The sequence below is a fragment of the Asanoa sp. NPDC049475 genome, assembly GCF_040676915.1.
Taxonomy (GTDB): Bacteria; Actinomycetota; Actinomycetes; order Mycobacteriales; family Micromonosporaceae; genus Asanoa.
Genome location: NZ_JBFAPY010000001.1, coordinates 597,821 through 609,903 on the forward strand (window position 1 = coordinate 597,821; position 12,083 = coordinate 609,903).

At 70.4% G+C, this 12,083-nt stretch carries 12 protein-coding genes; 7 read left to right on the forward strand and 5 right to left on the reverse strand.

Annotated elements, in window-relative coordinates:
- Positions 1–5: 5 nt before the first annotated feature.
- From AB0J88_RS02860 to AB0J88_RS02870, 3 genes are all read right to left on the reverse strand, one after another.
- Positions 6–1,109, reverse strand: a complete 1,104-nt coding sequence (locus AB0J88_RS02860) for a S8 family serine peptidase (RefSeq protein WP_364737782.1) — start codon at positions 1,107–1,109, stop codon at positions 6–8.
- Positions 1,110–2,279: 1,170 nt separating this feature from the next.
- Positions 2,280–2,687 (reverse strand): hypothetical protein, encoded by a 408-nt coding sequence (locus tag AB0J88_RS02865; RefSeq protein ID WP_364355635.1) that lies wholly within the window; start codon positions 2,685–2,687, stop codon positions 2,280–2,282.
- 87 nt (positions 2,688–2,774) lie between these two features.
- The gene (locus tag AB0J88_RS02870) at positions 2,775–2,978 is read right to left on the reverse strand and encodes an acyl-CoA carboxylase subunit epsilon (protein ID WP_364355632.1); all 204 of its coding nucleotides are present in this window, start codon (positions 2,976–2,978) and stop codon (positions 2,775–2,777) included.
- 83 nt (positions 2,979–3,061) lie between these two features.
- Between AB0J88_RS02870 and AB0J88_RS02875 the strand changes: the two genes are divergently transcribed.
- The 5 genes from AB0J88_RS02875 to AB0J88_RS02895 all read left to right on the forward strand — a co-directional run bounded on the left by AB0J88_RS02875 (position 3,062) and on the right by AB0J88_RS02895 (position 7,683).
- On the forward strand, positions 3,062–5,245 hold the full coding sequence (locus AB0J88_RS02875; protein ID WP_364355629.1) for a serine/threonine-protein kinase: 2,184 nt from the start codon (positions 3,062–3,064) through the stop codon (positions 5,243–5,245).
- A gap of 63 nt (positions 5,246–5,308) precedes the next feature.
- Positions 5,309–5,506 (forward strand): hypothetical protein, encoded by a 198-nt coding sequence (locus AB0J88_RS02880; protein ID WP_364355627.1) that lies wholly within the window; start codon positions 5,309–5,311, stop codon positions 5,504–5,506.
- A gap of 14 nt (positions 5,507–5,520) precedes the next feature.
- On the forward strand, positions 5,521–6,261 hold the full coding sequence (locus AB0J88_RS02885; protein ID WP_364355625.1) for a M50 family metallopeptidase: 741 nt from the start codon (positions 5,521–5,523) through the stop codon (positions 6,259–6,261).
- A 41-nt stretch (positions 6,262–6,302) separates the two neighbouring features.
- Entirely contained in the window at positions 6,303–6,797 is a 495-nt protein-coding gene (locus AB0J88_RS02890) for a SigE family RNA polymerase sigma factor (protein WP_364355958.1), read from the forward strand.
- The gene (locus AB0J88_RS02895; protein ID WP_364355622.1) at positions 6,790–7,683 is read left to right on the forward strand and encodes a hypothetical protein; all 894 of its coding nucleotides are present in this window, start codon (positions 6,790–6,792) and stop codon (positions 7,681–7,683) included. Before AB0J88_RS02890 ends, AB0J88_RS02895 begins: the two co-directional genes overlap by 8 nt.
- Here the strand turns inward: AB0J88_RS02895 and AB0J88_RS02900 are convergent.
- Positions 7,680–8,192 (reverse strand): MarR family transcriptional regulator, encoded by a 513-nt coding sequence (locus AB0J88_RS02900; RefSeq protein WP_364355619.1) that lies wholly within the window; start codon positions 8,190–8,192, stop codon positions 7,680–7,682. The genes AB0J88_RS02895 and AB0J88_RS02900 overlap by 4 nt on opposite strands.
- Before the next feature lie 82 nt (positions 8,193–8,274).
- Here AB0J88_RS02900 and AB0J88_RS02905 point away from each other — a divergent pair, with 82 nt between their 5' ends.
- Positions 8,275–9,837: an LLM class flavin-dependent oxidoreductase gene (locus AB0J88_RS02905; RefSeq protein ID WP_364355616.1), complete on the forward strand. Its 1,563-nt coding sequence runs from the start codon at positions 8,275–8,277 to the stop codon at positions 9,835–9,837.
- 7 nt (positions 9,838–9,844) lie between these two features.
- On the opposite strand, the gene AB0J88_RS02910 is transcribed toward AB0J88_RS02905, so the two are convergent.
- Positions 9,845–11,434 carry an acyl-CoA carboxylase subunit beta gene (locus AB0J88_RS02910; protein ID WP_364355613.1) on the reverse strand — a complete coding sequence of 530 codons (1,590 nt, stop codon included), beginning with the start codon at positions 11,432–11,434 and terminating at the stop codon, positions 9,845–9,847.
- 102 nt (positions 11,435–11,536) lie between these two features.
- Between AB0J88_RS02910 and AB0J88_RS02915 the strand changes: the two genes are divergently transcribed.
- Positions 11,537–12,061: a hypothetical protein gene (locus AB0J88_RS02915; RefSeq protein ID WP_364355610.1), complete on the forward strand. Its 525-nt coding sequence runs from the start codon at positions 11,537–11,539 to the stop codon at positions 12,059–12,061.
- Positions 12,062–12,083: the final 22 nt, after the last annotated feature.

Here is a 12,083-nt window from a genome sequence, read left to right on the forward strand (position 1 = left end):
GGGAGCTACGGTACCCGCCGCCTCCTGCCGCGATGCCGACGGGCAAGCACGATGAGTATGAAGCCGCCAATAAGGACCCCAGCCCCAACCAAAGCCACAATCCCGATGGCCGATCGCTGCGGCGGCTGACCACCATCGGGCGCTGCGGCTGCGCTAGTCGTGGTGGCGGGAGCTGAGGGAGAGAGCGGCGGAACGTCTGCGGTAAGCGCGGCCACGATGTTGAGCACGCCGTAGCCATACGCCTCATCCCGCCCAGGCGTCGCTTTATCTGTTGCGGTAGCAGTGAGGCGATGGATCACCTCGACGGCCGACAGGTGTGGGAATCGACTACGAACCAATGCAACAGCGCCCGACACAATGGCAGCTGAATCCGAAGTACCGGTTCCGGCTCCATAAGCAGATTGCAATCTGGTCGTCATGATGTCGACGCCGGGTGCCAGAAGAACCATGCCAGCGCCTCGCACCGACACGCCAGCCACCGCACCGTCGCGGTCAGATGCGCCGACTGCCAACACCCCCGGATAGTTTGCAGGGAATCCGATGATTGGCGAGGGCGCGTTTCCCGCTGCTGCGACAACTACGACATTCTCACGCAACGCACGTTCTACCGCTCTCTGCAGCTTGATCGTGGGGCCGCCGCTGGCGGAAACGTTAACGACAGTTGCGCCGTGATCGATGGCCCAGTTGATACCGTCGGCGGTCAAGTTGGGGCTCGTCAGGTCACCAGAGGCCGTGTCGACAATGGGAAGGACCTTTGACGCTGGGGCAATGCCCAATACTCCATGGGAGCCCCTGCCGTGGCCGGCGATCAAGCCGGCCATCGCAGTGCCATGGCCGCTCTGGTCGGTCGTTCCGTCTCCGCGACCAGATGGGTCGATAACGATACCCGGAAGAACGCTCCGTTGTAGATCAGGGTGTGTGCCATCAACCCCGGTGTCCACCAGGCCCACTATGACGCCAGTACCCCTCGTAACTTGGTGTGCGCGGCCTACGTCTAGAAATTTCAAGTGCCATTGGCTGGAGCGGACCGCATCCGCGTTCGCATCGGACGGAGCAGCTGTAATCGCAACTGCCATGAACGCCACCACAAGATAGTGGAGCGTCCTCATCGGTCTAGCCCAATTGCTGGTCCGGGGTCGATTTGAATGGGCGCAGTGGGCGGCGTGAGGACGGGGGGTACTCCCTCTGCCGTTTCCCAGTAGGTATCTGGCTCAGTTCGTCGAATTGTGGATGCTCCGTCTTCGCGAGACCGAGATGGAGAAGGACCGATGGGTGCTGTGGCCGGATAGTTCTCATGGCGAGGGACGATGACCCCGCCGTGAAGCCCCAGTGGCCGAGAGCTTCCGGGATTTGTCGTAGATCCCGCAGGCGTGATCAGCCCCCCACTTGGCGGCGTCCGCACCGCTCCATGGCCAACCGCCGGGGCTAACGGCCGTGAGCTGCCTATGGACGTCGGCCGATTTTCCCTCGCCCACGCCGTAGTGCGGCGGTGCTCAAGCACACCTGGTCCTTGCCGGCGCTGGCCGCCGATTACCGGCGGTTGCCCCTGAGGCGTGAAACCTGGCGTGGTCGTCAACCCTGAGGAGGGCGACCGACTTAAGGCGGGCTGCGTCACCGCTCGGCCCTTGACCGGCGGAGGTAGACCCACGAGCCTCGAAGACGTTGGCAGGTGTGGGCGAGTGACGCCGCGTTCGCGGCGTCCCATCTCTAGAGGAAGTGGGCTACGAAGCTGGCTTTGAGATTGGACTAGGGCGCGGCTTAGGTCGGACATGATGGTCCGGGCTCTGATGTTCAGGCGTTCCAGGTCCGCAGCGGTTACCGGAGGTGGACCGATGGTCGTGCCGGGGAGTTGGGAAGCCTTCGTTTGCGCTACCAGGGACTCGTAGGTTTTTTGTGTCTGGAGCTTCTCGGCATATTCGGCTTGGATTGAGGCGACCTTGGTCCGCGCGGAGTCGATCGTGGTGGTTGCTGTCGTTAGGGCTGTGTAGTTCGTGGCGGCTACTTCGTGAGTGCTCCGGACGTGCTCGATCAAGTAGTCCAGCCGAGCGATGAACGCCCGTGCAGCCGTGCTTTTCTCCGGCGGCCAGGCCGCTGCGAGCTCGTCCCGATAGACCTGCAGCCTCGCCATGTGGGTTGCGGTCAGCTCCGTGAGCTTTCGAAGGCCTGTCGCATGCCGCCAGTACGGCTCGGTTTCTTGGGGCGCGAGCATCCGCCACATGGAGGGCGCGTCGTGGCGTGACCAGTCCGTGGTGGTTTGCGGTGTGTTGCCGGCTGCGGCGTCATGCATCGGGAGCGCCTGAGCCCGCAGCGGTCCTGTCCAATGCCGCCTGGACGTCGTCGACCTGGGCCAGCGCGAAAGCGTCCGAACCCCGGTAGTTGCGGCTCACCTCGCCTGCCGCTACCGCGAAGCCGCCCGTTACGTCCTGGTAGTAGTACACCGTGTAGGCCGTGTCCTCTGCCGACGCCGCATGGTTTTCCAGGAACGCCAACAGCTCCGGGAAATCTGTGTAGGCCGGCGGCAACTCCGAGAGGATGTCGTCGAAGATCGGTGCCAGGTGCGGCGCGAAGTTGTCGCGGACCTCGGCGTCCAGTTTTGTCGCGAACTCTTCCATCCGGGCTATGTCCGCTTCGATCGTGGCGTAGTCGCGTAGCCACGCGGGTGGGAGGTCCTCGTTGGACAGAGCCACGCGTCACCCCTCCTCGCGGTCACCGAGTCGTTGCTGACCGTGAGGCTAACGCCGTCGTGCCGAAGTGCGCAGCCCTGATTGTGCGATTTAGCGCGGCAAGCCCGACGCCCGCCATGCGCCAGGGCCGGCGGACAAAACACCAGGTCGCGCCGATCGGGTCCAATGTGATGAAACGGGCGTCGGAGGCGAGACAGCCGGGCGGAGGCGGACCGACAGCACGCCTACCAGGGCGGCCAGCTCTTCGGCGGTCGGCGTTCCGCGGGTGACCTTGAACAGGGGTTCCTCCGACATCCCACCAGCGTACGGCCGGTCTGCGTCACACGAGTAACTGCCGCCCGTGTGGCTGTCAGGGGGCACAGGTACGGTTTTGGGTGATGTCGATGACTCAGCCCCAGCTCGTCGCCGACCGGTATCGGCTTCTCGAACCGCTCGGTCAAGGCGGCATGGGCCGGGTTTGGCGGGCCCTCGACGAAGTGCTGCACCGCGAGGTGGCGATCAAGGAACTTGTCCCGCCGCCGGGACTTACCGACGACGAGCGTCGGGAGATGCGCGAACGATCATTGCGCGAGGCTCGCGCGATCGCGCGGCTCAACCACATCAACGTGGTACGCATCTTCGACGTCCTGCGCACCGACGGCGATCCCTGGATCGTCATGGAGTACGTGGCCTCCCGCTCGCTCCAGGACGTGATCGCCAACGACGGGCCGCTTCCACCCGCTCGGGTCGCGGAGATCGGGCTCGGCATGCTGGCCGCCCTCCGCACCGCGCACCGGGCCGGGGTCGTGCACCGCGACATCAAGCCCGCCAACGTTCTGCTGGCCGACGACGGCCGGGTCGTTCTCACCGACTGGGGGCTGGCCACCATTCCGGGCGATCCCACGGTCACCCGCACCGGGCTGGTCCTGGGATCTCCGGCCTACATCGCGCCCGAGCGGGCACGGGACGGCACCTCCGGACCCCGCACCGACATGTGGTCGTTCGGCGCCACCCTCTACGCCGCGGTCGAAGGGCAGTCGCCGTTCGCGCGGCCGTCCGCGCTGGCCACCCTGGCCGCGCTGGCCACCGAGCCGCCGGCGCCCGCCCGTCGGGCCGGGCCGCTTCGGCCCGTCCTCAGTGGACTGCTGCGCAAGGATCCGGCTGACCGGATCGACCCGGAAGAGGCCGACCGGCTGTTGCGCCGCGCGTCCGGCCGCAAGACCGTCGCTCGTCGCCCTCTTCTCGACGGTGTACGCCGGCCCACCGCTTTCCGCGACCGCCAAGGCTTCCCGGCCCTCCCCGCGGCACCCGCCTCCCCGGCCGCGCCGACTCCCCAGAGCCCGGCCGCACCGGGGAACCCGGCACCGCGCCAACGCACCCCGCACAACCCACCCGGCGCCGGCGTCTGGCCGATCTCACCCGCCCCCGCACCCACGAGCCCGGCCGCACCCACGAGCCCGGCCGCACCCACGAGCCCGGCCACGAACCCGGCCGCACCCACGAGCCCGGCCACGAACCCGGCCGCACCCACGAGCCCCGCCGCACCCACGAGCCCGGCCACATCCGCAAGCCCGGCCGCGCCTACCAGCCCGGCCGCACCCACCAGCCCCGCGGCGCCGGTCTCACCCGCCGCCGCAGGCAAGGCGCTAGCACCCGCGCCGACCCCGACCTCCCCAGCCGCGCCGACCCCGGCCCCGACCTCGCCCGCCCCACCGGCGGACGCGACGCGCCCGGCAGTCGTACCCGGCGACGTGCCGGCCCGCCCGACGTCCCCGGCATCCCGCCCGACCTCGCCCGGCGGCCCCGTCGCCCGCCCGATCTCACCGGCCGGCCGCGCCTCGGTCCCGCCCCCGCCCGCCACCCAGGCCCGCACAGACCAGAGCGACAACCCCCGGGCAGACAAGCGGACCAAGCCGCTGGCCATCGCGGGCGCGGCGCTGGCGGCCGTCGTACTCATGATGGCCGTCGTCCTGCTCCTCCTCCGCGACGATCCGGACACCAAGAAGAGCCAGAACCCGCCGGCCGGCACCACCCAGGCCGCCCCGCCGCCGACCGGCGAGGCGACGACGACGACCAAGCCAGCACCGACGACCAACCCACCGGCACCGACCACGCCCGTGGAGCCGCCGGCGTTCACGCTCCCCGCGGGCTGGCGCATGCGCGACAACGGCACCGGATTCAAGGTGCCCGTCCCCGAGGGCTGGACCTACAGCGAAGACAGCGGCGGCCGGGCCAGGTGGACCGAGCCCAACGGCAGCCGGTTCCTGCTGATCGACCAGACCCGCGACCCGAAGCCCGACCCGCGCCAGGACTGGCTCAACAACGAGGCGGCCCGGCGAAGCGGCTACGACAACTACCAGCGGGTCAAAATCAAGACCGTCGACTACTGGCGCGAAGCTGCCGACTGGGAGTTCACCTACACCTCCAACAGCGGCACCCGGCTGCACGTGCTCAATCGCGGCTTCGTCACCGCACGCGACCAGGCGTACTCGATCTACTTCAGCACTCCCGACAGCCGGTGGCAGGCGAGCAAGCCGATGCTCAACGTCATCATCGAAGGGTTCCAGCCGGCCAGGCGCTAAAAAGCCGGATTGCCTCTCGTCCCGTTGGGTAATGACACCCGCGGAACGGAAGGAGGTGACGAGATGGTTCACCGGCGACACGGGACGATTCCGAGCTATCTGCTCTGGGCGCTGGTCGCGATCGGCGACCTCATGCTCGTCGTGGTCAACGCGGGACTCACCGTGCTGATCACCCTTCTGTGCCTGGCCACCGGCGGCGCCGTGGCGGGCTGCGCCGCCCGGATGCGGCGTCCGCAGGCGACCGTCAGGCGCGACGCGTAGTACTGTCGCGGGCCATGCGGCTCGACGAGGTGACGGACATCTGGGATCGCCTGTTCGGCGCCCAACCCGACCCACCCTCCTGGCTGGTCGTGGTGACCGCCCTGCTGGCCCTCGCGGTGGTCGTCGTGCGCGGCCCGTGGCGGGTGGCGGGTGGCGCGATCACCATCGCCCACGAAGGCGGCCACGCCTTGGCGGCACTGCTCACGGGCCGCAGGCTGCGCGGCGTGCGGCTGCACTCCGACACCTCCGGGCTGACCCTGTCCGCAGGCCGGCCGACCGGTCCGGGGATGGCCATAACCCTGTTCAGCGGGTACGTCGCACCGTCGCTGCTCGGGCTCGGCGGTGCGGTGCTGCTCGGCGGCAACCACATCACCCTGCTGCTCTGGGTCACCGTCGTGCTGCTGCTGGCGATGCTCATGCTGATCCGCAACCCGTACGGCGTCTTCTCGGTCGTGGTGACCGGCGCCGTGGTGTTCGCGGTCTCCTGGTTCGGCTCGCCGCAGGTGCAGGCCATCTTCGCGTACCTCGCGGTCTGGTTCCTGCTGGTCGGTGGCGTGCGCCCGGTCGGCGAGCTGCAGACGCTGCGCAGCCGGGGCCGGCTGCCCGACTCGGACGCCGACCAGCTCGCAAGGGTCACCCACGTGCCGGCGCTCCTCTGGGTCACGCTCTTCGGCGCGGTCGCCCTCGTCGCCCTGCTGGTCGGCGGCTACCTACTGGCCGAGCCGATTCTGCGAGCCGCGGGAATCGCCACCTAGGGGGCGGCAACCAACCGAGCCGCCCGTGCGTGTTGGTCTTCGTGGACGGCGCTGACTTCGACGAGTTCTACCGGGCCAGCCGGCAACGGCTGCTCGGATTCGTCTACGTGCTGACCGGTGACCTGTCCGAGGCACAGGACGCGGTCCAGGAGGCCTACATCAAGGCCTGGCAGCGCTGGTCGACGGTGCGGGACTACGACGACCCCGAGGCGTGGATGCGGGTGGTGGCCGCGCGGATCGCGGTCAGCCGCTGGCGGAGCCTGCGCAGCCGGGCGCGCGCCTATCTGCGGCACGGTGCGGTCGAGTCGGTGCCGCCGCCGAACACCGACACCGTCGAGGTGGTGGCGGCGCTGCGGCGGCTGCCGGAGGAGCAGCGCACCGCGATCGCGCTCTACTACCTGGTGGGCATGCCGGTGGCCGAGGTGGCCCGGGAGACCGGCGCGCCGGAGGGCACGGTCAAGGCCCGCCTGGCCCGGGGACGCGCCGCGCTGGCCGGGCTGCTCACCGTCGAGCTGGGGGAGGTGGCCGATGCGTGACCCGGACCTGACCCAACGCCTGGCCACCGAGCTCGGTCAGGTCGAGTGGCCGGAGGGCGAGGAGCTGCGCCGGACCGCCCGTCGTCGCGCCCGGCGGTCCGCGCTGGCCGCCTCGCTGTCCGTACTCGTGCTGCTCTCCGGTGTGTGGGTGGCGTCCACGCGCCCGTCCCAGCCACGCGCCGAGCAGGCGGACCTCTTCGGCGCGGCGGCGGCCCCGCCCATGCTGACCTCGGCACCGGCGACCGACGGCCCGAGCGACCCGGCCTGGATCCCGCCCGAGGCGCTGCTGAGCCCTGAGGACGTCGGCCCAGGACTGGTCGCGGGGCGAGCCTCCGTCGACCAGGACCGGCCCGTCGGCAACTGGGCGTTCACGCTCGCGCCCTGCCCGACGTACCCGAAGGTGCGCGCCTATGAAGGGGTCTTGGAGTTCCGGCGGCAGCAGACGGTGGAGTACCCGCCGAAGATCGAGGGCCGCCCCGAGACGTCGGTGCCGGTGCTGCACCAGACGGTGATGCGGCTGCCCGGCACCGGCGCGCGGCAGCTCGTGGACGAGGCCGCCGAAGCCGTCACGGCGTGCCCGAAGTACCTCGCCACGGTCGGCGACCAGGTGGCCGAGCGGACGAAGGTCCGCACCTCCCACGTCTGGGTGCTGGTCGGCCGGGACTTCGCGGGTGACGACTCGCTGCTGTTCGAGCACCGGATGACCGCTTTCACCGGCGAGCGGGACACCGACCTCGGCTCGGCGGCCGTGCTGGTCGTCCGGGTCGGCGACCTGGTGGCGACCGTCGAGAAGGTCGACATCGACAGCGACGATCCCGCCGCGACCAGGAAGCTGGGCGTGCGCGCCGCCGCCCGGCTCTGCGCCGCCGCGCCGCGCGGCTGCTAGACGCCGCGGGCCAGTTCCGCGACCGCGCGCCGGTGCGGGTCGTCCTGGGCCAGCCGCGCCAGCACCGCCCCGCTGATCTCCGTCAGCGCGTCGAGCTGTTCCGGGGTGAGCAGGTCGAGCAGGTACGTTCGGACGGCGGCGACCCGGTCGTCGGTGGCGGCCTCGACCGCCTCCCGGCCGGCCTCCGTCAGCTGGAACACGGCGCCGCGCGAGTCCTCGACGCAGTCCTCCCGCAGCACCAGGCCGCGGGCCTGCATCCGGCCGAGGTGATGGGAGAGCCGGCTCTTCTCCCACTGCACCTCACAGCGCAGGGCCAGCCCGCGCAGGCGGTGGCCGGGCGCGGCGAGCAGCGCGGACAGGATCGCGTAGTCCGCGTCGGAGAGCCCGGTCTCCTGGATCAGCTGCCGGTTGAGCTGGCTGGAGAGCAACGACTGCATCCGGCGGTAGCCGTCCCAGGCCCGCTCCTCGCGCGCGCTGAGAGCCCCGGCCCGGGTTGCGTTGGTGGCCATCCTGTGACGATAGCCATTGGTTGACGTATCAGCCAGTTGCGTTATGGTTGACGCGTCAACCGTGTCTTCGGAGGTACCCCCAGTGGCCGACTACGGGCATGAGCTCTTGTTCGGAACGTTCGTCACCCCGCGCGCCGACGCGCCCGAGCGGATTGTCGCGCTCGCCCAGATCGCCGACCAGGCCGGCCTCGACCTGGTGACCGCGCAGGATCACCCGTACCAGGCCGGGTTCCTCGACACCTGGACGCTGCTGTCGATGATCGTCGGCCGCACCGAGCGGATCCGGGTCTCGCCCAACGTGGCCAACCTGCCGCTGCGCCCGCCGGCCGTGCTGGCCCGGTCCGCCGCCAGCCTCGACCTGCTCAGCGGCGGCCGGGTCGAGCTCGGCCTCGGTGCCGGCGCCTTCTGGGACGCGATCGCGGCCAACGGCGGCCCGCGCCGCACCCCGGCCGAGTCGGTCGAGGCGCTCGAGGAGGGCATCGCGGTGATCCGCGGGATCTGGGGCCAGACCGGGCCGTCGGTACGCGTCGACGGCCGGCACTACCAGGTGCGCGGCGCCAAGGTCGGTCCGGAGCCGGCGCACGACATCGGCATCTGGGTCGGCGCCTACAAGCCGCGGATGCTGCGCCTGGTCGGCCGGCTCGCCGACGGCTGGCTGCCGTCGCTCGGCTACGTGCAGGCCGACCAACTGCCGGAGCTGAACAAGCTGATCGACGACGCGGCGGTCAAGGCCGGTCGCGCGCCCGAGGCGATCCGCCGGCTGGTCAACGTCAGCGGCGTGTTCGGCCAGGCGGCCGGCGGTGGCAACGGGCTCTCCGGTTCGCCGGCCGACTGGGCCGAGCAGCTCGCCGAGCTCGCGCTGACCCACGGCTTCAGCGCGTTCATCCTGGCCACCGACGACGCCACGCAGACGCAGCGGTTCGCGGTCGAGGTCGCGCCGGCGGTCCGTGAGCTGGTCGCCGCCGAACGCAGTCGCCCGGCCGAGCCGAAGACGCCGCTGCCACCGGCGAAAGCCGCGAGCCCGATCGTCGTTTCCGGCGAGATCCCCGGCCTCGGCCTGACCCCGACTCCGGACGACGGCACGCGCCTCTCCGACCGGACGCTCTGGGACGAGAGCGAGCGCCCGGTCGCACCGCGGATCGACGAGGACCGGAAGTACAGCCGGCACGAGCGTGCTCGCGGCCAGCAGCTGATCGACATCCACGACCACCTCCGGCAGGAGCTGGCCCAGGTGCGCGACCTGATCGACCAGGTCGAGGCCGGCATGCTCGGGATCGGCGAGGCGCGTTCGGCGATCAACGAGATGACGCTGCGGCAGAACAACTGGACGCTCGGCACCTACTGCGAGTCCTACTGCCGGCTGGTCACCACGCACCACACCATCGAGGACGCCTCGATGCTGCCCAACCTCCGTCGGGCCGACGCGCGGCTGGGGCCGGTGACCCTGCGCCTGGAGGAGGAGCACAAGGTCATCCACGAGGTGATCGAGAGCGTGGACCGGGCGCTGGTCGCGCTCGTCGGCGGGGAGGGCGACCTCAAGGGCCTGCGCTCGGAAGTCGACCTGCTCACCGACACGCTACTGAGCCATCTGTCCTATGAGGAGCGTTCGCTGGTCGAGCCGTTGGCGAAGTACGGAGCGCACTGAGAAAAGGTCACAGCGGGATGTTGCCGTGCTTCTTCGGCGGCAACGTCTCGCGCTTGGTGCGCAACGCCCGCAGCCCGCGGACGATCTGGACGCGGGTCTCGTGCGGCGGGATGACCGCGTCGACATAACCCCGCTCCGCCGCGATGTACGGGTTGGCGAGCGTGTCCTCGTACTCCTGGATCTTCGCGGCGCGCACCGCGGCCGGGTCCTCCGCCTCGGCAAGCTCGCTCCGGTAGAGGATGTTGACCGCACCCTGCGCGCCCATCACGGCGATCTGCGCGGTCGGCCAGGCGAAGTTGAGGTCCGCGCCGAGGTGCTTCGAGCCCATCACGTCGTACGCGCCGCCGTAGGCCTTGCGGGTGATGACGGTGAGCTTGGGGACGGTCGCCTCGGCGTACGCGTAGATGAGCTTGGCGCCGCGGCGGATGATGCCGTCCCACTCCTGGCCGGTGCCGGGCAGGAACCCGGGAACGTCCACAAAGGTCAGCACGGGGACGTTGAACGCGTCGCAGGTGCGCACGAACCGGGCCGCCTTCTCGGACGCGGCGATGTCGAGCGTGCCGGCGAAGTGCAGCGGCTGGTTGGCGACCACACCGACCGGCCGGCCCTCGACCCGGCCGTAGCCGACCACGATGTTCTGCGCGTAGAGCGGCATCACCTCGAGGAACTCGCCGTCGTCGAGCACGTGGGCGATGACGGTCTGCATGTCGTACGGCTGGTTCGCGGAGTCCGGCACCAGCGTGTCGAGCTCGCGGTCCTCGTCGGTGATCTCCAACGTCGCGGGCGCGGCGACGACGGGCGGCTCGTCGAGGTTGTTCGACGGCAGGTAGGACAGCAGCGCCTTGACGTAGTCGATCGCGTCGTCCTCGTCGCTGGCGAGGTAGTGCGCGTTGCCGCTGCGGGTGTTGTGGGTGCGCGCCCCACCCAGCTCCTCCATGCCCACGTCCTCGCCGGTGACCGTCTTGATCACGTCGGGGCCGGTGATGAACATGTGCGACGTCTGGTCGACCATCACGGTGAAGTCGGTGACCGCCGGCGAGTAGACCGCGCCACCCGCGCACGGACCCATGACCAGCGAGATCTGGGGTACGACGCCGCTGGCCCGGACGTTGCGGAAGAAGATCTCGCCGTACAGGCCCAGGGAGACGACGCCCTCCTGGATCCGCGCGCCGCCCGAGTCGTTGATGCCGATCACCGGGCAGCCGGTCTTCATCGCGAGGTCCATCACCTTGACGATCTTCTGGCCGAAGACCTCGCCGAGCGAGCCGCCGAAGACGGTGAAGTCCTGGGCGAACACGCAGACCGGGCGGCCGTCGACCGTGCCGTAGCCGGTGATCACGCCGTCGCCGTACGGGCGGGTCCGCTCGAGTCCGAACGCGACCGACCGGTGCCGAGCGAGCTCGTCGAGCTCCACGAAGCTGCCCTCGTCGAGCAGCATCTCGATCCGTTCGCGAGCGGTCTTCTTGCCCCGCGCGTGCTGCTTCTCGACCGCGCGCGCCGAGCCCGCGTGGGTGGCCTCATCGCTCCTGGCCGCGAGGTCGGCGAGCCGACCGGCGGTGGTGTGGATGTCGACCTCGGCGCTGCGTTGATCTGTCACGGCCCGATCGTAACGACGGTTCAGGTCGTGGAGGTTGTGCGGTTCGTCTCGACACTTCAGTAGCGTTTCGCGTCGAATGCCCCATTCGTTATAGCTCACGTGATGATGGTCGTCGGGCTGCTGTTCCTGATCGGAGGCGTCGGCGTCCTCCTCACGATGAACCGGCTGTTGTGGCCGCTCGGCGAGAGCGCCCCGGCCGGTGGCCCGGGTGAGCAGCCCGGGCGCACGCCGGTGGCGGGCGGCCGGCCGGGGCCGGCCCGCCACCCGCGCGACCGCACCTGGACCGCGCCGGCGGCCAACGGGGACAACAACGCGCCACCACCGGCGCGACAGGTGCCGCCACCCGCAAGACGCCGCGCCCGCGCTGCGGAGCCGGTTGGGGGCCGCGGCCGCGGGGCGGAGTCGGCTGGGGGCCGCGCCCGCGCGGCCGAGCCGGCAGGACGCCGTGCGCGTGCGACGGAGGCCGAACAGGCCAGGCAGCAACGCGGCGCACAGAGCCAGCAGGCATCGTCCGGGCCTGCGCAGGGCACGTCCCGGGCGTGGGTCAAGGTCGTCACCGTGCCCGACCGGACGCCGGCCCGCCGCGCGGCCGGTGGGCAGGTCTACGGCGGCGCCCGGCGTGCGTGATCACGAGTCGTAGGCTTGTCGG